Source organism: Bacillus cereus, from assembly GCF_007678085.1.
Classification (GTDB): Bacteria; Bacillota; Bacilli; order Bacillales; family Bacillaceae_G; genus Bacillus_A; species Bacillus_A cereus_BE.
In genome coordinates, this window is the sequence record NZ_VEDW01000003.1 from 415,706 (window position 1) to 437,729 (window position 22,024).

Here is a 22,024-nt window from a genome sequence, read left to right on the forward strand (position 1 = left end):
CTCCTTTATGAAAAGTAGTTATTTCTGTTATAGACAGTTCGCGCATTCTTTATAACTAGACACATCTAGACATAGGTGGGCATACAATAAAACACGTTTTACTGAGTGAAAATGCTATTCCGTATGTGGATAGTAGGTTATCGTCAAGTTTTTCATTTTTTGATCCGCACCTCTAAGGGTGGGGATTACTGCGCGTTCAAGAAAAGAAATAAGATGGAAGGATGATTTATATGTGCGGGATTACAGGGTGGGTGGATTATAAACGCTCATTAGAAGGAGAGCGGGACGTCGTTACGAAAATGGCTGAGACGTTAGCAAAGCGTGGCCCAGATGATAATAAAGTTTGGATTAAAGGCAATGTTGCATTTGGGCACAAACGGTTAATCGTTGTTGATCCTGAGGGTGGGAAACAACCGATGACTTGTTTAAAAGATGAAACGAATTATGCAATTTGCTATAACGGTGAACTGTATAACACCGAAGATATTCGAAAGGAACTATTAAGAAGAGGATATACGTTCAAAGGTCATTCTGATACAGAAGTACTATTAGCGTCATATATGGAATGGAAAGAAGAATGTGTCGATCATTTAAACGGTATATATGCGTTTGCCGTATGGGATGAACAGAAAGAGCAAGTATTTATTGCGCGAGATCGATTAGGTGTAAAGCCGCTATTTTTTAAATATGATAGTGGACGATTACTATTTGGTTCAGAGTTAAAAGCGATATTGGCTCATCCTGATGTGAAGGCGGAAGTAACGTTAGAAGGATTATCCGAAATATTCGGTCTTGGACCATCTAGAACACCTGGTCACGGTATTTATGCTGGTATAAAAGAATTACGTCCAGGTCATGCGATGACATTTTCAAAGAACGGTTTATGTATATGGAGATATTGGAATGTAGAAAGCAAAAAGCACGAAGACTCCTTTGAAGAAACAGTAGAGAAAACACGCTTTTTATTACAAGATGCGATTACAAGGCAGCTCGTTTCTGATGTACCGTTATGCACTTTTTTATCAGGTGGTGTAGATTCGAGTGCCATTACGGCAATTGCTGCGAAAGAATACGCAAGGTCAGGGAAAGGGCAATTACACACATACTCTGTTGATTATGAAGATAATGACAAATACTTTAAAGCGAATGCGTTTCAGCCGAATTCAGATGCACCATTTATTCATTTGATGACGGAGACGTTTGAAACGATCCATCATCGCTGCGTCATTTCAAATGAACAATTAGCACAGTATTTAACAGAAGCAGTACTCGTTCGTGATTTGCCTGGTATGGCAGATATCGATTCGTCATTATTATGGTTTTGCCGCGAAATTAAACAAGATTTTGTTGTTGGTTTATCTGGGGAATGCGCAGACGAAATATTTGGTGGTTACCCGTGGTTTTATAGAGAAGATGATTTACAATCGAGTGCGTTTCCATGGATGCGCTCTACAGAAGCACGTGAACAACTGCTAAAGAAAGAATGGAGAAATAAATTAAACTTACAACAATATGTACAGCAGCGCTATGAAGAATCCATTCAAGAAGTTCCTATTTTAGAGGGAGAAAGCCCAATTGAAGCAAAGAGACGACAATTATTTTACTTGAACATGGTATGGTTTATGACAACATTATTAGACAGAAAAGACCGTATGAGCATGGGGGCAAGCTTAGAAGTACGCGTTCCGTTTGCGGATCACCGACTTGTCGAATATGCGTGGAATATTCCTTGGGAAATGAAAATGTATAAAAACCGCGAAAAAGGTCTATTGCGTAAAGCGTTAGAAGGATTGCTTCCAAATGACATCTTATATAGAAAGAAGAGTCCGTATCCGAAAACGCATAATCCGCACTATACAAATGCAGTCACAGTATGGCTACAAGATTTATTGACGGATAAAGGTTCAATTTTACACGAACTATTTGATAAAGAGCAGCTGAGCGGATTAATTGAGTCAGGCGGTAGTGCATTTCAATCACCATGGTTCGGTCAATTAATGACTGGGCCTCAACTTTTAGCTCACTTAGCGCAAATTCATGTTTGGTTTAAAGAATACGGGGTAAATATTAAAGAATAGAAGAAAAGCGACTTACTTTTATGTAAGTCGCTTTTTATTAAAAAAATTGTCAAATAAAATTCAAAATCATATTAGAAAAAATACTTATTTAGAATAATTATCTTTACGTATTTATTATTAGTTGTTATAATTGGAAACAAATGTTCTTGAAAAAGATTCTCATTTATAAAATTGAGGTGTTATATAGATGGTAAAGAAAAAAATAGGTTTACTCGTAATGGCGTATGGAACGCCAGAATCATTAGATGATGTAGAAGCGTACTACACACATATTCGCCACGGTCGTAAACCTTCCGAAGAATCACTCCAAGACTTAATCGGGCGCTATAAAGCGATTGGTGGAATTTCACCACTTGCAAAAATTACGAAAGAGCAAGCGCATAAATTAACAGATGCAATGAATAATATATTTACAGAGTATGAATTTACTTGTTACTTAGGCTTAAAACATATTGCTCCATTTATAGAAGATGCAGTAGAAGAGATGAAGCGCGATGGAATTGAGCAGGCGATTAGTATCGTATTAGCACCGCACTATTCTACATTTAGCATTAAAGCGTATAATGACCGTGCGATGCGTCTTTCAAAAGAAATCGGTGGCCCTGTTATTGAACCAATTGAACAATGGTACGATGAACCGAAATTTATTTCCTATTGGGCAGATCAAATAAAAGAAACATTTACAAAGATTGAAGATAAAGAGAAAGCAGTCGTAATTTTTTCGGCACATAGTTTGCCTGAAAAAATTATTGCAGCAGGGGACCCTTATGTGGAGCAATTGCAGCATACAGCTGATTTAATTGCGGAGGCTGCCGATATTCAAAACTATACAACGGGTTGGCAAAGTGCTGGAAATACGCCAGACCCATGGATTGGTCCGGATGTGCAAGATTTAACGAGAGATTTATTTGAAAAGCATGGATATGAATCTTTCATATATTGTCCGGTTGGGTTTGTGGCGGAGCATTTAGAAGTTTTATATGACAACGATTATGAATGTAAAGTTGTAACTGATGAATTAAATTTGGCGTACTTTAGACCAAATATGCCAAATTCACAATCTGTATTTATTGATTGCTTAGCTGAAATTGTTTCCAAAAAAATGAAGGAAATAGTTGACAAGAATTTAGTTTTGAATAATAATTAGTTTATAATAATTTTAAATAAATAATAATTACTATGAAAGAAAGAGGAGGATCCCCCTAGATGAATCCAAATAATCGCTTAACAACAAACCAAGGTGCTCCAGTTGGAGACAACCAAAATTCTCGTACAGCTGGTCGCCGTGGACCGGTATTATTAGAAGACTATCATTTAGTAGAAAAACTTGCGCACTTTGATCGTGAACGTATTCCGGAGCGTGTTGTGCATGCACGTGGTGCAGGTGCTCACGGTGTATTCGTAACGAAAAACAGCATGAAGCAATATACGAAAGCAGCATTTTTACAAAATGAAGGAACTGAAACGCCTGTATTTGTTCGTTTCTCAACGGTTATTCATGGTCAAGGTTCTCCGGAAACAGCTCGTGACCCACGCGGGTTCGCTGTTAAATTTTATACAGAAGAAGGAAATTACGATATTGTAGGTAACCATTTACCGGTCTTCTTCATTCGTGATGCAATTAAATTCCCTGATATGGTGCATTCTTTAAAACCAGCACCTGATACAAATATTCAAACGCCAGATCGTTACTGGGATTTCATGACGTTAAGTCCAGAATCTACACATATGATGACGTGGGTATTTTCTGATTACGGTACACCAGCAAGCTATCGCGAAATGGAAGGTTTCGGTGTCCATTCATTTAAATGGATTAATGCAGAAGGTAAAATTGTCTATATTAAATATCACTGGAAACCACAGCAAGGTGTACGTAACTTAAATGCAAAAGAAGTGCAAGAAGTACAAGGAAAAGACTTCAACCATGCAACTCGTGACTTGTTCGATGCAATCGAAAAAGGAAATTATCCAAAGTGGGATTTACACGTACAAGTGATGCAACTAGAAGAAACGGATTCTTTAGACTTTGATCCATTAGACCCAACGAAAGTATGGCCAGAAGATCGCTTCCCGTTAATTGAAGTAGGGACGATGACGTTAAATCGTAACCCGAAAAACTTCTTCGCAGAAGTAGAGCAAGTGGCGTTCTCTCCAAGTGCAACTGTAAATGGTATTGAACCATCTGAAGATAAATTATTACAAGGTCGTTTATTCTCTTATCCAGATACACAGCGTTACCGTCTTGGTGCGAACTACTTACAAATTCCTGTAAACTGCCCGTACGCAGCTGTTCATAACCAACAACGTGATGGTGCGATGCAAATCAATCAAAACCCATCTACAATCAACTACGAACCGAGCCGTCATGCTGAAAATCCAGTTGAAGACAAAGCTTACCGCGATTCAACTATGAAAGTAGAAGGCTATGTATCTCGTGAAAAAATTGACAAACCAAACGACTTCAAACAAGCAGGTGAGCGTTACCGTTCATTCTCTAAAGAAGAGCAAGCCAACTTAATTGCAAACTTAACAAATGACTTAAAAGACGTAAATGAGCGCACGAAATTACTAGCTGTTTGTAACTTCTTCCGTGCAGATCAAGAGTACGGAATGCGTTTAGCGCAGTCTTTAAATGTTGATATTACGCAATATGTAGGGAATGCTCCGAAATAAATAGGAAAAGACGACTGTTAAACGGTCGTCTTTTTTATATGTAAAAGATGTTTTACATACGAGGCGAAAGATGCTATACTCTTGTCAAATAAGTTTTACATAAAAGAGGTGTGTTTTGATGGATGTTTTGATTTTCATTATTGCGTTAAGTGTCTTTTTATTTGTAGTGTTTGCTATTATAAAAATGTTTATAGCAATTGGAAAACAAGGTGATGAGCGTGCTACGTTTATAAAAAATAAAGCGATGGCTGAGACATTTAAAATAGCGATGGGGCTAATGGTACTTGAGATGATTCCCTTTATTTATCATCGTTTTAATGAAACGGTAGGAACACCGTTTAATCCGGTTCGTTTTTTAGCTGTAATAGCGATTGCGTTTCTTATTATATTAAGTTTGAATAAAAGTAAGTATGGTGATTCGTAAGTCATACCGGGGTATTCTTCGAGTTCGTTATGTTGGGATTTATTGATAAAACGATATGTCTGGAGAATCGCCGATATATTCACTAGAATACTAGGTGGGGTATACCAGCAACGAGCACAATAAAAGAGATGCAATCTACTACGAATAGATTGCATCTCTTTTTTAGTTTACTCGCTCTGTATACTCATAAGCTTTCTCCCCATGCATCGAAATATCAAGTCCCATATGTTCTTCGTGCTCATCTACCCGAACAGGGAGGAAGAAGTTAATGGCTTTAATAATGGCATATGTCATTATAATTGTGAATGCATATGTTGCTCCGATTGCTACAAGTTGTTTAAGCAGTAAAGCGGCGTTTCCGTAAAATACTCCATTAGCGCCATCGGTATTTACCGTAGTAGTTGCAAATAGTCCTGTCGCAATACCACCCCAAGTGCCGCCAATACCGTGGCATCCGAATGCATCGAGTGTATCGTCGTATCCGAATTTTGTTTTTAAGAAAAAGACTGCTCCGAAGCATAATACGCCGCCGATTGCTCCGATAAGAAGAGCGGAGAAAGGTGTAACGAACCCACAAGCTGGTGTAATAGCGACTAAACCGGAAACAACTCCGCAAGCAGCTCCCATCGCAGTCGGTTTTGATTGGAAGAACCATTCTGAAAGCATCCAAGTTAATGCGGAGGCAGCAGCGGCTATATTTGTATTAATAAATGCAGTTAAAGCTACATCATTTAAAGATAATGCACTACCGACGTTAAAACCGAACCAGCCGAACCATAGTAGACCGGCCCCTAACATTGTGAATGGTAAATGGTGAGGAGAAGTACCGTTTATGTTTTTTCGTTTTCCGAGAAAAATAGCTAATACAAGGCCGGCTACGCCAGATGTAATATGAACGACGTTACCACCAGCGAAGTCTAACGCGCCAAGTTCTCTTAGCCACCCGCCAACACCCCATACCCAATGAGCGACAGGGTTGTAAACGATTGTTGTCCATAGAAGGATGAAAATAAGGAAAGCAGAAAATCGCATTCTTTCGGCGAATGCCCCTGAAATTAAAGCGGGAGTTAAAATGGCGAACATGAGTTGGAACATCATAAATAGATTGTGAGGAATAGTAGATGAGTAGTCTGGATTTGGTGCGTAGGTAACTTCGTTTAAACCGAACCAATCGAGTGTACCGATAAGTCCGTGCCAGTCTGGTCCGAATGATAAAGAATAGCCGATCACAATCCACTGAATCGAAACGATAGCCATTGCACTATAACTATGCATTGTCGTACTGAGTACGTTTTTACTGCGAACCATGCCCCCGTAAAAAAGTGCCAATCCTGGTGTCATTAACATGACCATTACTGTCGTTACAAACATAAAAACTGTATCTCCTGTATTCATTTTCTCTCCTCCTATAATGTTAGAAAAAATAACATCAACTTGTTATGTTTCATATCATATTCGAAAAGAAAAGAAAAAACAACTAAAAATTCAGAAAATTTTATGACTTATGTAAGGAAATCTAACATGAAGTGTTTTAAGGAGAATGAAATCAACGTATGCGATTCGTTTGGAAAATTGGTATAATATTCTTACAATTAAAAAACATGGGGGATGCGTGTGAAGAAAATATGGACTAGGAAACTATTTATTTGTTTTTGTTTAGCTGTCGTTTTGTTTGTACCAATACATACGTTTGCAGATGAAAAAAGAGAGTGGCGAGACGAAGTTATATATTCCGTTATGATTGATCGCTTCAATAATGGAGAACCGAAAAATGACAAACAGTTAGAAGTTGGCAATTTAGAAGGATATCAGGGCGGAGATATAAGAGGGATTATAAAAAGGCTGGATTACATAAAAGAAATGGGTTTTACCACTGTTATGCTTTCTCCACTTTTTGAAAGTGGAAAGTACGATGGGTTAGACGTGCGTAATTTTCAAAAAGTAAATGAACATTTCGGAACAGAAAATGATGTGAAAGAACTTGTACAAGAAGCGCACGCAAAAGGAATGAAAGTTGTACTTCAATTTCCGCTTGGAGAAAACGAACAGCAAGTCATCGAAGCGATGAAATGGTGGATCAAAGAAGTTGATTTAGATGGAAGTTATGTAATACATAGTGAAAAAAAGTCGCGTTCTTTCTGGAATGACGTACAAAAAGATATGCAAGCGATAAAGAAAGATTTTCGTATTATGACAAAGGAAGCTAGTGAGTATAACGAAAAAATAGTAGAATCGTTTTCAAAAGCGGATGTATCGGTGAAACCTTTATATGATGTGAGTGAAAAGGACGGGGAATTCGTTACATTTTTAGATAATCAAGATACAAAAAGGTTTGCCCGTATTGCAAAAGAGAATATAAATTATCCGCCATCTCGTTTGAAACTAGCTCTTACATATTTATTAACATCGCCGGGTATTCCGAATTTTTATTACGGGACTGAAATTGCATTAGATGGAGGGGATACTCCGGATAATAGACGATTAATGGATTTTAAATCGGATGAAAAATTTATGCAGCACATAACGAAACTAGGTGAGCTTAGACAAACGAGACCATCTCTACGACGCGGTACGTTTGAACTTTTGTATGATAAAGATGGAATGAGTATACTAAAACGAAAATATAAAGATGAAGTCACATTAGTAGCGATTAATAATACGAAAGAAACACAAAAGGTTGCTGTACCCGTAAGTACGATTGGTGAAAAACAAGAGTTAAGAGGATTGTTAGAAGATGAAATTATAAGAGAAGAAAACGGAAAGTTTTATCTTGTTTTAAAGCGCGAAGAATCAAATGTGTATAAAGTGAGCGGAGAAACAGGTGTGAATTGGTTATTTATCTCTTTAATAGTCGGTGTGAACGTATTATTTATTACATTTTTAATTGCCGTTAAAAGGAAACGGAAATGAATAACTCTTTCTTTTAGGTGTTTGTTTACAGTTCAAGTTGAGGTGAGATATTTGCGGAAAAAGAAGTGGTTCGCCCTATGTTTATGTGTTTTTATCGTATTCGTAAGTTTTTATTTTTGGGACAACCGTGATGATGGGGAATTTGTTCAGTGGGGCGATAGTGTTCATTCTGTTGATACGGCAGTTCTGAAGAGAAACGATATAAAATACAAAATCGAAAATGATAAAGTGTATATTCCGGAAAAATTATTTAATAAAGCGATATGGTGTTGCTCGTAATAAGTGCGAAAGCTAGAGGGGGCAGGCTAAGGAAGGTACTTTCTCCCTAGCCTGCTTTTTTGTGTGAAGTGAGACTCTCGCTTCGAAATACAGCTGAGAAAAGAAGTGAAAAGACCTTTAGAACAACAATAATTGCAACTATACTGATTTTACATTACATTAAAGGGTGAAAAAATATTCTGATACTCATTGAGGGCTATATTTGAGGAGGAAAAATGGAATTTTACGATTTGGGTATTACCATTAAAGAACTAAGAATGAAAAAGAATATATCGCAATCTGAATTGTGTCATGGAATATGTTCGCAAAGTCAAATTAGCAAAATAGAAAAAGGTATGATTTATCCATCTAGTATATTGTTATATCAGTTATCTGAAAGGCTTGGTATTGATCCAAACCATATTTTTGCACTAACTCAAAATAAAAAACTAAAATATGTAGAAAATGTAAAATATGTAATGAGAGATTGTACAAAGCAAAAACAATATGATGAACTTTACGAAATAGTGAAACAAGAGAAAAACGAAAATAATTTCCAGTTAAAAGAAGATAAACAATTTCTAATATGGCATGAAGCGATTGCTATATTTCATGTGAATAAATCAATAAAAACTGCTTTAAATCTTTTAAATAGTGCATTAAAACTAACTGTAACGAATGATGATTTTTTATCAGAGAGAGAAATAGATATTATGCAGTCAATGGCTATATTTCATGGGGCAAATAAAGAATATGAAAAGAGTATTACTATATTAAGAAGATGTTTAACTAATTTTAATAAGTTAGATTTTCCTAGAGATAAAGAGATTAAATTAAAAATCATTTTTAATTTAGCAAAAATTTTAGGTCATGCAAATCAACATGAAGAGGCAATAAAATACAATGATATGGGTATCAAATTAGCTATTAATCTAAATACTTTATATTTATTAGGTGAATTATATTATGGGAAAGCTTGGAACTTGCTAAAACTGACACAATATAATGAAGAAGATGTAGCTGATAACATGAAAAAAGCATTATTTATATTTGAACTAACAGAAAAAGAAAATTTGATAAAAATTGTTAAAGAAAAATATTTTGAAAAACAAAATAAAAAAATCACTCATAATTTCTGATGAGCATCTTATTATTTTCTATAAAAAAGGCACCTTATGGTGTCTTTTTTTATGACTTATATCATCAATTATTACATTCCATAAGTTTCTTATACCAAGCTTTGTTGATGTATTTACAATTCTCAGGTGTCGAAGTTTTAGGTGTATCCCTGTGTGTAGTTATATTATTAGAACATCCTGCAATATTTAGACAGAATGTAGTTAATAAAAACCATAGTATTAATTTCTTCAAATAACCACTTCTAACTCTTTTTTAATTAACATTTTTCATAAAATAAATTCCTTACTAATTTTACATTACGTGAAAGGGGAAAAAATATTCTTATACTCATAAATTGTTACATTTGAGTGGGGAAGGAGGTTTTTGCGCCGATTTTTAAAAGAACTTGCTTTATGCATAAAAATATATATCAAATGTATAAAAGTAAAGCTACAATAATTCAATCCCTATTTTAACTATCCGATTACCTGTAAGCTTAGATCTTGCCCTACCGCTAAAAAGAAAAACACCCTCTGTGCAGAGGATGTTTTTCTTTTTAGCGGTAGTTAATAAATTGTACGTCAATCGGTAAGTCAGCACTGCGAACTGCTGCGATAACTGCTTGTAAGTCATCACGGCTTTTCGCTGTAACACGTACTTGGTCATCTTGTACTTGTGTTTTTACTTTTAATTTCATTTCTTTAATGATGTTGTTAATTTTTTTCGCGTTATCTTTATCGATACCTTGTTGAAGTGTTGCACGTTGGCGAACAGTATTACCAGTCGCAGCTTCAACTTTTCCGTAATCTAAGTTTTTAATTGGAACGTTACGTTTTACAAGTTTAGAAATTAGAACGTCTTTTACTTGGTCTAATTTGAACTCGTCGTCAGAAGTTAAAACTAGTACTTCTTTTTCTAATTTAATATCACTTTTACTTCCTTTAAAGTCATATCGGTTTTGGATTTCCTTTAATGCGATGTTAATTGCGTTTGTTACTTCAGGTAATTCTACTTTCGAAACGATGTCAAAAGAACTATCTTTTGCCATAGTTAGCACCTCCAAATAAATTTCTAATCTTTTTATGTACTGTACATACTAAAGTATAGCTGAAAACGAGCTTAGACTTAAGTGTTTTCATACTTATAATCATGTAACCTCATTTTATTATAGTGAATTTTGGGCAGTTGGACAAATAAAGGGAAAATCGTGTTATAATTAACTTTTGTTTGGAATGATAAAAAAGATAATTTTATCCCGCATTAACGGGCATTCAGTTAGAGCAAAGAAGTTAAGTGGGAGATCCACTGCCGTAAACGCCCGATTGGTGAGGGTTGACAATTAGTGGGAAGGAACAAAACCCCACTGAGTAAAGTTTCACTTTATATAGAGAAGGGAATTAAAAAATATGTATTTACAATTAGGAGCGATTGAACAGGTAACTGTTTTACGTGAAACGGAAATCGGATATATGGTTGGGAATGAAGAAGAAGAAATTTTCCTACATAAAAACGAATTAGTTGGAGAAATTGAAGAAGGCGATACGATTGATGTATTCTTATACCTTGATCATCAAAATCGTGTTTCAGCAACAATGAAGGAGCCACTTATTACAACTTTTGACTGGAACTGGGTAAAGGTTGTAGAAGTTATTCCTAGTTTAGGTGTGTTTGTTGATATCGGTGTATCAAAAGATATACTAATCCCAGCTGATGAGTTCCCAATTTATATGCCAGTATGGCCAGAAGTTGGCGACGAATTATATTGTACGTTAAAATTAACGAATCGTGATCGTCTTATCGCTCTACCGGCAAGAGATAGTGATATGCAAGAAATTATCGTAGATGCGACGCCATCTATGCGTAATAAAAACGTAAATGGACGTGTGTATCGTTCACTTCAAGTTGGTTCATTCATACTAACTGATGAGCATTTCCGTGCTTTCTTACACCATACGGAAAGAAAAGAACAAGTCCGCATCGGTGAACGCGTAACGGGCCGTATTATTGACGTAAAAGATGACGGTACAATTAACATTTCACTTCTTCCTCGTAAAGAAGAAGGAATGGAAGATGATGCTGCTGTAATTTATGCATATATGGAAGAACGAGGCGGAGCAATGCCGTTTTGGGATAAGAGCCATCCAGAAGACATTAAAGAACGTTTCAACATGAGTAAAGCTGCATTTAAGCGTGCACTTGGTAAGTTGATGAAAGAAGAGAAGATTTATCAAGAAGAAGGCTGGACGTATTTTAAGAAGTAAATGAAATAAAAAGCACCGCCTTATTTTGTTATAAAAAATAAGGCGGTGTTTTTTTAATTCCCTTGCTCATGCACAAGAGTAAACGTATCTTCCAAGTCACTATCGTTTATTTTAATATTTGCTTTTTTCAATTCGTCTTGTAATAGTTTTTTGCTGAATACAGGGTCAGAGATACGTTCTTCTTCTAAGTGTTTGCGAATAGAGTCTTTCACTTCATCATAGGGTTTTAAATCTTTTTTATCAGTTAATTTAATAATATGATAACCGTTTGGTGATTTAACGGGATTGCTAATTTGTCCGACTTTTAGTTTATAAGCAGCTGTTTCAAATTCAGGAGTCATTCTGCCTGAATTGAAGTACCCAAGGTCTCCGCCTTTTTCTTTTGATAGTAGATCTTGTGATTCTTGTTTTGCTAATTCTTCAAATGAAGCACCAGCATCTAATTTTTTCTTTATTTCTTTCGCTTCGTTTTCATCACTTACTAAAATATGACTCGCTTTAATTTCAGGTTTATAGTGGTCTTTCACGTCTTTTTCTGTAATGCTTTTCTTAATCGCTTCATTCATAGCAAGTTTGAATTTAATTTGATTTTTGAAATCAGCTTCATCTTTTAAACCATTGTTTTTCAATACGTTTTTAAATTGGTCTCCGTATTGATTTTTCGCTTTTTGTACTTCTTTATCTACATCATCGTCAGATACTTTATATTTTTTCGTGATAACGTCTTGTGCCATCATTTCGTATAGCATGTCTTTTCCGTAACGATCTTTCAACTGCTTTTCGAAGTCGCTCTTCGTAATGGTTGAGTCTGTTGCTGTAGCGACTGTAGCTGAGCTATTTTTTTGTTCGCAAGCAGCTAGCATTAATATACTTATTAGTGCAGTAATAATGAAAATGTGTTTCCCTCTCATGCCAACACCTCATCCGAATATGTTATCGCTATTGTAGAATATAGAAGTGAACATGAAGTGAATTTTTAATGTTTTTTCCCTGTAAAATGTAAAAAAGTACATCAACAATACTGTTGATGTACGATGGAATCAAAGGTGATCGGTCTTTTTAGAATAGGCACGCTTACCTTGCTGAATATTTTTTTGTTCTTGCTCATTTTTTTGCGTACGCTTTGCATTATTATCGCGTGCTTTTTTGTCGTTATCACTCGTATGTGGCATATGTATCAACTCCATTTCTAAACGTTGTACGTTTATCATTTCCTTTTTCGTAAAGACTATGTATAGCAGTGCATTCATGAATAATAAAGGTGGATTAGAAATGGATTTGAAGTTGAATTATACCGAACTTATAAAGAAGTTAATCGTTGTAATCGTCGCAGGTTTGTTAAACGCGATTGGAATGAATTTATTTTTAACGCCAGCGAAAGTGTACGCGAGTGGCTTTGCTGGATTGTCTCAATTATTATCACAAATATTAGGTGACTTTTTATCTATTCATATATCGACGGGGGTATTGTTTAGCTTGTTTAATATTCCCGTCGTTATTTTAGCGTGGAAAAAGGTTGGAAAGGCCTTTACTTTCTTTAGTTTTCTTTGTGTTATATTTATGACTTTGTTTCTAGAAATTATCCCGGTTAGGGCAGTCTCGAACGACATCATATTGAATGCGATTTTTGGTGGTATTATTTCAGCAATTGGGGTAGGGATTGCGTTAAAGTGGGGGGCTTCTACAGGTGGTTTAGATATTATCGCCATGATTTTATCAAAGATTAAAGACAAGCCGGTCGGTACGTATTTTTTCTTTTTTAATGCACTTATCATTATCGCTGCTGGCTATGTGTATGGATGGGAAAAAGCATTATATACTTTGGTAACTTTGTATGTTTCAACGCGAATTATCGATGCGATTCATACGCGTCATGTGAAAATTACAGCATTAATCGTTACGAAGAATGGGGCAGATGTACGAAAGGCGATTCATTCACGTTTAGTGAGGGGGATTACAACTATACCGGCAACAGGTGCTTATACAAATGAAAATAAGGAAATGTTAATGATTGTTATTACGCGTTATGAATTATATGAATTAGAGAGAGTTATTAGGCAAGTGGACCCAGGTGCATTTACAAACGTACTGCAAACGGTTGGGGTGTTTGGATTGTTTCGAAAAGATTAAAGAGGACCAAAGCTGGTCCTCTTTTTTAATGCAAATTCGTAATGTTTTGCAGCTGCTCCTGCATTTCACGTAGCTGAACTTTTTCAGCTGTTGAAGAGTTTGCATAAGCAGAGTGCAAAGCGTTTTTTGCTCTATATACGAGATCTTGTTGCTCAGAACCGCTTGAACAAGATACGGCATTTGCAACAGCATCTCTAGCTTGTTGGAATAGTAAGTTCCCCATTTAAACCCCTCCAAAAGAAGAGTTACTTCTCGCTTTTTCTGCCTCAGCTAATGTACCTCTGTACGGGAATCTTGCATCATGCTTCATTACAGCATCGGCTCCTTGTTGGATAAAACGTTTTGATTTGTTCTTTTTACCCATTCGAAAAACCCCCTTTATTTAGCTGAAAACAATCGACGCGCTGACTTTCGCGTCTAATAATAGTATGAGCGTTTGGCGAGAAACTATAAGCAGGGAATTTTTAGATTATAACCCAAGAACCTCTTCTAAATATAGCGCAATACCATCTTCTTCATTCGTTAATGTCGTATGATTTGCGAGTGATTTTAATTCAGGAATTGCATTCCCCATTGCGATGCCGTGACCAGCAAATTCAATCATTTCAAAGTCGTTATCTTCATCACCGAAAGCGATAATTCGCTCTTGTGGAATGTTGTAATGACTAGAAATTTTTTGTAATCCGACAGCTTTATTTAACCCGCTTTTTACAATTTCAATAATCGGCCAAGGTGCGCCCCATTTTCTATGGTCGATTACTTCAGCATGCATATCAGTTAAATGCTGACGAATTGCACTAGAATGCTCGTCATGTGCGTCAATTAATAAGCAAGTTGGATGATCGTTTAAAATATTTAATAAGTCTCCTGTAAAAATCTTTGGAGAACCGAATTCGAAAATATGTTTTTTATCTTCATCAATTTCACGAACATACACATCGTCCATTACTTCAGCGTATATATTTTTTACACCAAAATCAAAGCAAGCTCGGACAATTTCTTGGGCTGTTGCTAGCTCAAGAGGAGAGTGATGTGTTCCCCACTTTGAATCAAGAGGATGGTGTACGTAAGCGCCATTAAAATTTACGATTGGTGTATTCAGATCAAGTTCTTTATAGTAATCATAACTAGCGCGGAATGGACGTCCTGTTGAAATAACGACAATATGTCCTTGTTCCTTTGCTTTTGCAATTGTATGTTTCGTTCGAGTGGAAATTATTTTGTTGTCTGTTAATAAAGTGCCGTCTAAGTCTAATGCGATTAAATGCTGTTTATTCATAATTTCACCTCTTATAATAATTTTTTTGTTTCTATCTGTATTTCCGTTTTTAATATGCAGAAATAAGAGGTTAAACTGGGTGAGAACACCAAAGATGGAAAGTTCACTATATATCCATCTTACGTCGCAAAGTGCTACGGTGTCTACTATTTCTCGCTGGAAATTAAGAAAAGTCAACGTCTTTTTAGAAAGTTCAAACAATGTTTCTTTCATTATGTACAAATTGTGAAAAGGGTTACATTGCTCGTGTGAGGAAGTTTATAATGAACATGTAATCTTCTCGTATATGTTTGACTCTCCTTTGAAACTGGCCTATAGTAGGTTGGTTTCTTTTTTTCTACAAATAGGAAAGAACTCCCTTCCTAAGCTTGTGTCATTCATGTATATGTACAAGAACGAAATGTAATACTTGTTTCCTAAACATGACAGAAAAGCTTTCTTTTAAAATGGTTATACTAATGAGGCAAAGACGTCATGGAAGGAGAATGGAAATGGGACAAAATCGCAGGTTTCGTTCTGGACAAAAAGCGCCAAATGATGGCATTTACGTAGAAATTGGTGAAACAGGAAGTATGGTAAAAGATCCGCAAATGGTGAAATTAACTGCCGGTGAAAAGTTTCCAGATAACACGAATCATAACCGTCAGTGGACATATAAAAGAAAACCGTAATAGAAGCCGCAATCATTATTGCGGCTTTTTTGTCGTTACATATTATAATTTCATTTACCGTATATTTTTCAATTGTACAATGAATGTTCCCTTTTTCTTTTTCCAATAATAAGTTTGAAAATACATAAGCAAAATTATTGTATAAAAAAGTCAGTTGGCGTATAATCAAATCAAAGGTCAAAGAAAGTCAAACATTTGGAGGACTGTAAAGATGGACTTAAATCAAATGACAACAAAAACACAAGAGGCGATTATGAGTGCACAATCTTTAGCGGTATCTCATCATCATCAAGAAGTAGATACTGTTCATCTCTTGTTTACATTATTAGAAGAGCAAGATGGGTTAGCAGTGCGTATTTTTCAAAAAATGAATGTCGATATAGAAGCGTTAAAACAAGGCGCGGAAAGTTTAATTAAGAAAAAGCCTTCTGTAACGGGAAGCGGTGCAGAAGCAGGAAAATTATATATAACAGGTGCTCTGCAACAACTACTTGTAAGAGCAGGAAAAGAAGCAGAGAAATTGCAAGATGACTACATTTCAGTTGAACATGTACTACTTGCTTTTTCTGAAGAAAAAGGCGATATAAATCAATTACTTACAAGATTTCATATTACGAAAGATAACTTATTACAGTCGTTAATGACAGTTCGGGGGAATCAAAGAGTGACTAGTCAAAATCCAGAAGCAACTTATGAAGCGTTAGAAAAATATGGACGTGATTTAGTGGCGGAAGTAAGAGCGGGGAAAATTGACCCTGTTATCGGCCGCGATAGTGAAATTCGCCGCGTAATTCGCATTCTTTCACGTAAAACGAAAAATAACCCAGTTTTAATTGGTGAGCCAGGTGTTGGTAAAACAGCAATCGTTGAAGGATTAGCGCAGCGTATTGTGAAAAAGGATGTACCAGAAGGGTTAAAAGATAGAACCATCTTTGCATTAGATATGAGTGCGCTTGTAGCTGGAGCGAAATTCCGTGGTGAGTTTGAAGAGCGCCTGCAAGCTGTATTAAATGAAATTAAAAAGAGTGAAGGCCGCATTTTATTATTCATTGATGAACTTCATACAATCGTCGGCGCTGGTAAAACAGAAGGTGCGATGGACGCAGGAAATATGTTGAAACCGATGCTTGCTCGCGGTGAACTGCATTGCATTGGGGCGACAACGTTAGATGAATATCGTAAATATATTGAGAAAGACCCAGCGCTAGAAAGACGTTTCCAACAAGTATTAGCAGAAGAACCAACTGTTGAAGATACAATTTCCATTTTGCGTGGTTTAAAAGAGCGTTTTGAAATTTATCACGGTGTAAATATTCATGACCGTGCGATTGTAGCAGCATCAGTTTTATCAGATCGATATATTTCGGATCGTTTCTTACCAGATAAAGCAATTGATCTTGTTGACGAAGCGTGTGCAACGATTCGAACAGAGATTGATTCTATGCCAACAGAATTAGATGAAGTAACGCGCCGCATTATGCAGCTGGAAATTGAAGAAGCAGCTCTTGGAAAAGAGAAGGACTTTGGTAGCCAAGAACGTCTAAAAACGTTGCAACGTGAATTATCGGATTTAAAAGAAGTTGCAAGTGGTATGAGAGCGAAATGGGAGAAAGAAAAAGAAGATATTCACAAAGTTCGTGACTTACGTGAACATTTAGAGCGTCTGCGCCGCGAATTAGAAGAGGCAGAAGGTAATTACGATTTAAATAAAGCAGCGGAACTTCGCCATGGGAAAATTCCTGCGATTGAAAAAGAGTTAAAAGAAGCGGAAGAAATGGGCGCGCATAATAAACAAGAAAATCGTTTATTACGTGAGGAAGTAAGTGAAGAAGAGATTGCTGATATTGTTTCACGTTGGACTGGTATTCCTGTCGCGAAACTCGTTGAAGGAGAACGTGAGAAATTACTACGCTTAGAGCAAATTTTATCAGAGCGTGTCATCGGACAAGAGGAAGCGGTAAGCTTAGTATCAGACGCAGTTCTTCGTGCACGCGCTGGTATTAAAGACCCGAACCGTCCAATTGGTTCCTTCATTTTCTTAGGACCGACAGGTGTTGGTAAAACAGAACTTGCAAAAACGTTAGCGCAGTCTTTATTCGATAGTGAAGAGCAAATGATTCGTATCGACATGTCTGAGTATATGGAGAAACACGCTGTGTCACGCTTAATTGGTGCGCCTCCTGGATATGTTGGATATGAAGAGGGCGGTCAATTAACAGAAGCAGTAAGACGTAAACCGTATTCAGTTATTTTATTAGACGAAATCGAAAAAGCACATCCAGAAGTATTTAACATTTTATTACAAATGTTAGATGATGGACGCATTACAGATTCGCAAGGACGTACAGTAGACTTTAAAAACACGGTTATTATTATGACTTCAAATATTGGATCTGCTCATTTGTTAGATGGATTAGAAGCAGATGGCTCAATTAAAGAGGAATCAAGGGAACTTGTAATGGGACAATTAAGAGGACATTTCCGACCAGAGTTTTTAAACCGTGTCGATGAAATTATTTTATTCAAACCTCTTACAACGAATGAAATTAAAGGTATTGTTGATAAAATTGTAAAAGAATTACAAGGTCGTTTAGCTGACCGTCATATTACAGTAGAATTAACAAACGCAGCGAAAGAATTTGTTGTAGAAGCTGGCTTTGATCCGATGTACGGAGCTCGTCCATTAAAACGATATGTACAGCGTCAAGTTGAGACGAAATTAGCGAGAGAATTAATTGCAGGAACGATTACTGATAACAGTCACGTAGTTGTTGATGTAGAAAATAACGAATTAGTCGTTCATGTAAAGTAAAATAAAAAAGAGTTCGGATAAAATCCGGACTCTTTTTTAGTGTTGTTCTACTGGCTCGTTTGGAATTGCAGCTGAAATTGCTAGTACTAATACCGCAAGAACAACTGAGAAAATAGACGCTTGGTTAAAATCGTATGTACCGCCAGTCATAGAGCCGATTACGTAGCTCATCATATGTACAAGCGCGAACGACCAAATTAATGCCCAAATGAAACGCATATTTTACACCTCTATTCGTTCAATCTGTCCTTATTGTAACACAATTGAAAAAAGAATATAGAAAAATATTTGTAGATTTTTCAACGCAAATTTGCATTCCGTTCATACATTATAGAAGAGTACTTTTATACGTTTAGAAAATAAGGCGGGGGAAAAATGAGTATTACGGAACGTTTTTTTTATTTAGAAAAAGAACCATGTGTCATTTATTTACCAGAGAAGCCAAATGGATTTTCTGTAATGCTTCTTGGTGATTACAACTACTTTATTGAGAATGGTACAAGTTTATGGACACAGCATGCAGGTAGATCTTATTTTTTACATGGCCTTATTGAGGAAGGCTACACGGTCTTTTCTTCTAATTTATACGGAAGACATTGGGGAAACGACCAATCTGTTCGTTTAGCAAAACGCTTATATGATGTTGTTTTGAGAAAAGAGACATTGAATGCGAAAATGCACATTATGGCAGATGGTATGGGGGCACTTGTAGCACTTGAAATGATGAACAAATACCCTGAATGTATACGCTCTGTCATTATGTTAAATCCGTGTTTAGATTTACCAGAATATGTGGAGTTTGAGAAAGAGCATAAGTTTTTTTACAAAAGATTATTGAAGGAATTAAGTTTGGCGTATGATTCCAAAGAAGAAGAATTGGAGTCCAAAATAAATAAGAAAACATTTACGCTTCTTCCATCTTGTGTACCTGTTAAAGTTTTCGTATCAACACAAGAAAAAAGAGGGAGAAAACAGTTGTTACGTAAATATGAGAAAATGAGGCAATTCAATCAATGTGATACTTCTGTCCTATTCCATCTGCAAGATGTGAAATATAAAATGGTTAGGCAAACGACGGATTTCTTTAAAAAATATGAAGAAGAATTGTGAAGCTCCCATATACATAAATGAGGAGCTATTTGTTTCAAGGAGAAAGGGTTGGTGGTATGGAGCGCGTGCTAATTATAGGTGCACTTACGTTTGTAGGTTATCACCTTGTGAATAAAATGATTGCAGAGGAAGTAGAAGTGTACGGTCTTGATTTTGATGAATTCGAGAATATGACAAAAATTAATGAAGAAAAGTTATTGTTAATTGGACGAAATGCGTTATTTACGTATTATTCGATAAGAGATGAAGATGGATGGAGATCAGTAGAAGAAGAGAAGTTCGATACGGTTTACTTTTGCTTGTATGAGCCAAATCAACAAAATGGCTTTCGGAATGAAAGAGTTATATTACAGTATTTAAAGCGGATTATAAGGCTGTGTGCAGAACAGAAAGTGAAGTTAAATCTAATTTCCTCTATTGAAATAGGGAACGCAGATGAATCCGAAAATAAACGTCTATTTTCGAAAGTGGAAGAAGGATTGAAAAAAGGAGAGGTACAATATAGTGTATTTCGAGTTCCTACATTATATGGACCATGGCAACCATCTTTTATGATATATCATCAGCTCATGTTATCAGAACTGGATGAGAAAGAGTGCCATTATGTGAGTGAGGAAGACGGAAGTGATCTACTGTACGTGGAAGATGTATGTGAATACTTGTTGGAAAATGGATTGAACGAGGAGCATCTTGGCATATACAATTTACTTAGTGGTAAAAAATCATTATGGAAAAAAGGTATGAACCTTTTACGTGCAGAGGATAAAGTGAATAAAGAGAATGAGGGAGAAAGAGATGAAACTGTAGAGGTTATTTTGATAAAAAGAAATACCCCGTTAGAATACGGTTTAAATAAACAATTGGCACATATGAAAAAATATAAAGAGTTATACGAAGGGTAACGAGCGTGTTACACTATGTATGTGAAAGTTTTAATGGAGAGGAAGAACGTAATATGAATGAGAAAAGCATGCAATTTTTACAAATCGCAATGAAGCATTTACCAGAAGCAAAGGCCATTTTAGATGATAATGGAATTGCGCTTGATATGGAGAAAGCACAACCAGTATTAGAGTTATTGATGAAAGTTATGAACGAAGCATATGAGCTTGGGAAAGCAGATAAAGAATAAAACCTTCTTTTTTGAGGGAAGAGAGGCTCGAACCGTAAGTAGAAGCGGTTCGGGCTTTTTTATATTTCAAAAGAAACAGGAAAGGTATGTTTCTGTTTCTTTTAATAAACAATAAAGTGAATAATGCCTAGCTTTATGTTTTAGCTGAAATATATTCTAGACAAAAATACATTTATGTTTTAAAATTAGTACCAAGTCATAATAATTGATATAAAACGGAGGGCTGCGATGTGAACGTGGGCATTTTAGGGATCGGAAGATATGTGCCGGAAAAAGTAGTCACAAATCACGATTTAGAGAAAATAATGGATACATCCGATGAATGGATTCGTACGAGAACGGGAATTGCAGAAAGACGCATTGCCGATGATACAATAGATACTTCATATATGGCCGTAGAGGCTGCTAAAAAAGCACTTGAAGATGCAGGGGTTAGCGGAGAGGAAATAGATCTTATTTTAGTGGCAACAGTAACACCAGATCGTGCATTTCCAGCGGTAGCTTGTGTCATTCAAGAAGCGATTGGAGCGAAACATGCAGCTGCAATGGATGTAGGTGCAGCATGTGCTGGTTTTATGTACGGAATGATTACAGCACAGCAATTTATTCAAACGGGAACTTATAAAAATGTATTAGTAGTTGGTAGTGATAAACTATCTAAAATTGTAGACTGGAATGATCGCAATACAGCAGTACTATTTGGAGACGGAGCCGGTGCTATTGTAATGGGGGCTGTTTCAGAAGGAAGAGGCGTTCTATCTTTCGAATTAGGAGCAGACGGAAGTGGCGGTAAGCATCTTTATCAAGACGAGTATGTTATGATGAATGGCAGAGAAGTCTTTAAATTTGCTGTTCGTCAACTTGGTGAATCTTGTCTTCGCGTGCTGGATAAAGCTGGTCTTACGAAAGAGGATGTGGATTTCTTAGTACCACATCAAGCGAATATTCGCATTATGGAATCTGCAAGAGAGAGATTAAATTTACCACAAGAAAAAATGAGTATGACAATTGAAAAGTTTGGTAATACATCAGCTTCTTCAATTCCAATTGCAATGGTAGAGGAATTGCAAAATGGACGTATTCAAGATGGTGATTTAATTATACTTGTTGGTTTCGGCGGCGGATTAACATGGGGAGCAGTTGCTCTTCGTTGGGGTAAATAAGGAC

At 36.2% G+C, this 22,024-nt stretch carries 23 protein-coding genes; 15 read left to right on the top strand and 8 right to left on the bottom strand.

What is annotated here, in order from left to right; all coding sequences use genetic code 11:
- Positions 1 to 230: 230 nt before the first annotated feature.
- The 4 genes from asnB to FS742_RS15735 all read left to right on the top strand — a co-directional run bounded on the left by asnB (position 231) and on the right by FS742_RS15735 (position 5,175).
- On the top strand, positions 231 to 2,078 hold the full coding sequence (gene asnB, locus FS742_RS15720) for an asparagine synthase (glutamine-hydrolyzing) (protein ID WP_144613481.1): 1,848 nt from the start codon (positions 231 to 233) through the stop codon (positions 2,076 to 2,078).
- A 187-nt stretch (positions 2,079 to 2,265) separates the two neighbouring features.
- Entirely contained in the window at positions 2,266 to 3,225 is a 960-nt protein-coding gene (hemH, locus tag FS742_RS15725) for a ferrochelatase (RefSeq protein WP_144613483.1), read from the top strand.
- A gap of 59 nt (positions 3,226 to 3,284) precedes the next feature.
- Positions 3,285 to 4,751: a catalase KatB gene (gene katB, locus FS742_RS15730; RefSeq protein WP_144613485.1), complete on the top strand. Its 1,467-nt coding sequence runs from the start codon at positions 3,285 to 3,287 to the stop codon at positions 4,749 to 4,751.
- 118 nt (positions 4,752 to 4,869) lie between these two features.
- The gene (locus FS742_RS15735) at positions 4,870 to 5,175 is read left to right on the top strand and encodes a hypothetical protein (protein ID WP_000382767.1); all 306 of its coding nucleotides are present in this window, start codon (positions 4,870 to 4,872) and stop codon (positions 5,173 to 5,175) included.
- A gap of 162 nt (positions 5,176 to 5,337) precedes the next feature.
- On the opposite strand, the gene FS742_RS15740 is transcribed toward FS742_RS15735, so the two are convergent.
- A complete protein-coding gene (locus FS742_RS15740) occupies positions 5,338 to 6,570 on the bottom strand; it encodes an ammonium transporter (RefSeq protein ID WP_144613487.1) in 1,233 nt (410 codons plus the stop codon).
- Positions 6,571 to 6,783: 213 nt separating this feature from the next.
- On the opposite strand from FS742_RS15740, the gene FS742_RS15745 reads away from it, so the two are divergent.
- The 3 genes from FS742_RS15745 (at position 6,784) to FS742_RS15755 (ending at position 9,482) form a co-directional block, all read left to right on the top strand.
- The gene (locus tag FS742_RS15745) at positions 6,784 to 8,085 is read left to right on the top strand and encodes an alpha-amylase family glycosyl hydrolase (protein ID WP_144613489.1); all 1,302 of its coding nucleotides are present in this window, start codon (positions 6,784 to 6,786) and stop codon (positions 8,083 to 8,085) included.
- 51 nt (positions 8,086 to 8,136) lie between these two features.
- Entirely contained in the window at positions 8,137 to 8,364 is a 228-nt protein-coding gene (locus FS742_RS15750; RefSeq protein WP_144613491.1) for a hypothetical protein, read from the top strand.
- Between the two features lie 215 nt (positions 8,365 to 8,579).
- Complete coding sequence (locus tag FS742_RS15755) at positions 8,580 to 9,482, top strand: helix-turn-helix domain-containing protein (RefSeq protein WP_144613493.1); 903 nt, start codon at positions 8,580 to 8,582, stop codon at positions 9,480 to 9,482.
- Positions 9,483 to 10,018: 536 nt separating this feature from the next.
- Here FS742_RS15755 and FS742_RS15765 read toward each other — a convergent pair.
- Positions 10,019 to 10,510 (bottom strand): YajQ family cyclic di-GMP-binding protein, encoded by a 492-nt coding sequence (locus FS742_RS15765; RefSeq protein ID WP_001040146.1) that lies wholly within the window; start codon positions 10,508 to 10,510, stop codon positions 10,019 to 10,021.
- 358 nt (positions 10,511 to 10,868) lie between these two features.
- On the opposite strand from FS742_RS15765, the gene FS742_RS15770 reads away from it, so the two are divergent.
- Positions 10,869 to 11,723: a CvfB family protein gene (locus tag FS742_RS15770; protein ID WP_064476825.1), complete on the top strand. Its 855-nt coding sequence runs from the start codon at positions 10,869 to 10,871 to the stop codon at positions 11,721 to 11,723.
- A 53-nt stretch (positions 11,724 to 11,776) separates the two neighbouring features.
- Here FS742_RS15770 and prsA read toward each other — a convergent pair whose 3' ends face one another.
- Both prsA and FS742_RS15780 read right to left on the bottom strand, forming a co-directional pair.
- The gene (prsA, locus tag FS742_RS15775; protein WP_144613497.1) at positions 11,777 to 12,634 is read right to left on the bottom strand and encodes a peptidylprolyl isomerase PrsA; all 858 of its coding nucleotides are present in this window, start codon (positions 12,632 to 12,634) and stop codon (positions 11,777 to 11,779) included.
- Between the two features lie 129 nt (positions 12,635 to 12,763).
- Positions 12,764 to 12,895 carry a DUF3941 domain-containing protein gene (locus FS742_RS15780; protein WP_001120851.1) on the bottom strand — a complete coding sequence of 44 codons (132 nt, stop codon included), beginning with the start codon at positions 12,893 to 12,895 and terminating at the stop codon, positions 12,764 to 12,766.
- 100 nt (positions 12,896 to 12,995) lie between these two features.
- On the opposite strand from FS742_RS15780, the gene FS742_RS15785 reads away from it, so the two are divergent.
- The gene (locus FS742_RS15785) at positions 12,996 to 13,853 is read left to right on the top strand and encodes a YitT family protein (RefSeq protein ID WP_000364451.1); all 858 of its coding nucleotides are present in this window, start codon (positions 12,996 to 12,998) and stop codon (positions 13,851 to 13,853) included.
- A 25-nt stretch (positions 13,854 to 13,878) separates the two neighbouring features.
- Here the strand turns inward: FS742_RS15785 and FS742_RS15790 are convergent, their stop codons facing one another.
- The 3 genes from FS742_RS15790 to FS742_RS15800 all read right to left on the bottom strand — a co-directional run bounded on the left by FS742_RS15790 (position 13,879) and on the right by FS742_RS15800 (position 15,132).
- Positions 13,879 to 14,076: a DUF3813 domain-containing protein gene (locus tag FS742_RS15790; RefSeq protein WP_144613499.1), complete on the bottom strand. Its 198-nt coding sequence runs from the start codon at positions 14,074 to 14,076 to the stop codon at positions 13,879 to 13,881.
- The gene (locus tag FS742_RS15795; protein WP_000516816.1) at positions 14,077 to 14,217 is read right to left on the bottom strand and encodes a hypothetical protein; all 141 of its coding nucleotides are present in this window, start codon (positions 14,215 to 14,217) and stop codon (positions 14,077 to 14,079) included.
- Between the two features lie 105 nt (positions 14,218 to 14,322).
- Positions 14,323 to 15,132, bottom strand: a complete 810-nt coding sequence (locus FS742_RS15800) for a Cof-type HAD-IIB family hydrolase (protein WP_144613501.1) — start codon at positions 15,130 to 15,132, stop codon at positions 14,323 to 14,325.
- A gap of 491 nt (positions 15,133 to 15,623) precedes the next feature.
- Between FS742_RS15800 and FS742_RS15805 the strand changes: the two genes are divergently transcribed.
- Both FS742_RS15805 and clpB read left to right on the top strand, forming a co-directional pair.
- Positions 15,624 to 15,803 carry a YjzC family protein gene (locus FS742_RS15805; RefSeq protein WP_000531421.1) on the top strand — a complete coding sequence of 60 codons (180 nt, stop codon included), beginning with the start codon at positions 15,624 to 15,626 and terminating at the stop codon, positions 15,801 to 15,803.
- 211 nt (positions 15,804 to 16,014) lie between these two features.
- Positions 16,015 to 18,615 (top strand): ATP-dependent chaperone ClpB, encoded by a 2,601-nt coding sequence (gene clpB / locus FS742_RS15810; RefSeq protein ID WP_144613503.1) that lies wholly within the window; start codon positions 16,015 to 16,017, stop codon positions 18,613 to 18,615.
- A 36-nt stretch (positions 18,616 to 18,651) separates the two neighbouring features.
- Here the strand turns inward: clpB and FS742_RS15815 are convergent, their stop codons facing one another.
- Positions 18,652 to 18,834 carry a YjzD family protein gene (locus tag FS742_RS15815; RefSeq protein ID WP_001211112.1) on the bottom strand — a complete coding sequence of 61 codons (183 nt, stop codon included), beginning with the start codon at positions 18,832 to 18,834 and terminating at the stop codon, positions 18,652 to 18,654.
- A 156-nt stretch (positions 18,835 to 18,990) separates the two neighbouring features.
- Between FS742_RS15815 and FS742_RS15820 the strand changes: the two genes are divergently transcribed.
- The 4 genes from FS742_RS15820 to fabH all read left to right on the top strand — a co-directional run bounded on the left by FS742_RS15820 (position 18,991) and on the right by fabH (position 22,020).
- Positions 18,991 to 19,725 (top strand): lipase family protein, encoded by a 735-nt coding sequence (locus tag FS742_RS15820; RefSeq protein ID WP_144613505.1) that lies wholly within the window; start codon positions 18,991 to 18,993, stop codon positions 19,723 to 19,725.
- Positions 19,726 to 19,754: 29 nt separating this feature from the next.
- On the top strand, positions 19,755 to 20,627 hold the full coding sequence (locus FS742_RS15825; RefSeq protein WP_144613507.1) for an NAD-dependent epimerase/dehydratase family protein: 873 nt from the start codon (positions 19,755 to 19,757) through the stop codon (positions 20,625 to 20,627).
- Between the two features lie 53 nt (positions 20,628 to 20,680).
- The gene (locus FS742_RS15830; RefSeq protein ID WP_001986215.1) at positions 20,681 to 20,857 is read left to right on the top strand and encodes a ComZ family protein; all 177 of its coding nucleotides are present in this window, start codon (positions 20,681 to 20,683) and stop codon (positions 20,855 to 20,857) included.
- Positions 20,858 to 21,087: 230 nt separating this feature from the next.
- On the top strand, positions 21,088 to 22,020 hold the full coding sequence (gene fabH / locus FS742_RS15835) for a beta-ketoacyl-ACP synthase III (protein ID WP_001100534.1): 933 nt from the start codon (positions 21,088 to 21,090) through the stop codon (positions 22,018 to 22,020).
- The last annotated feature ends 4 nt before the right edge of the window (positions 22,021 to 22,024 follow it).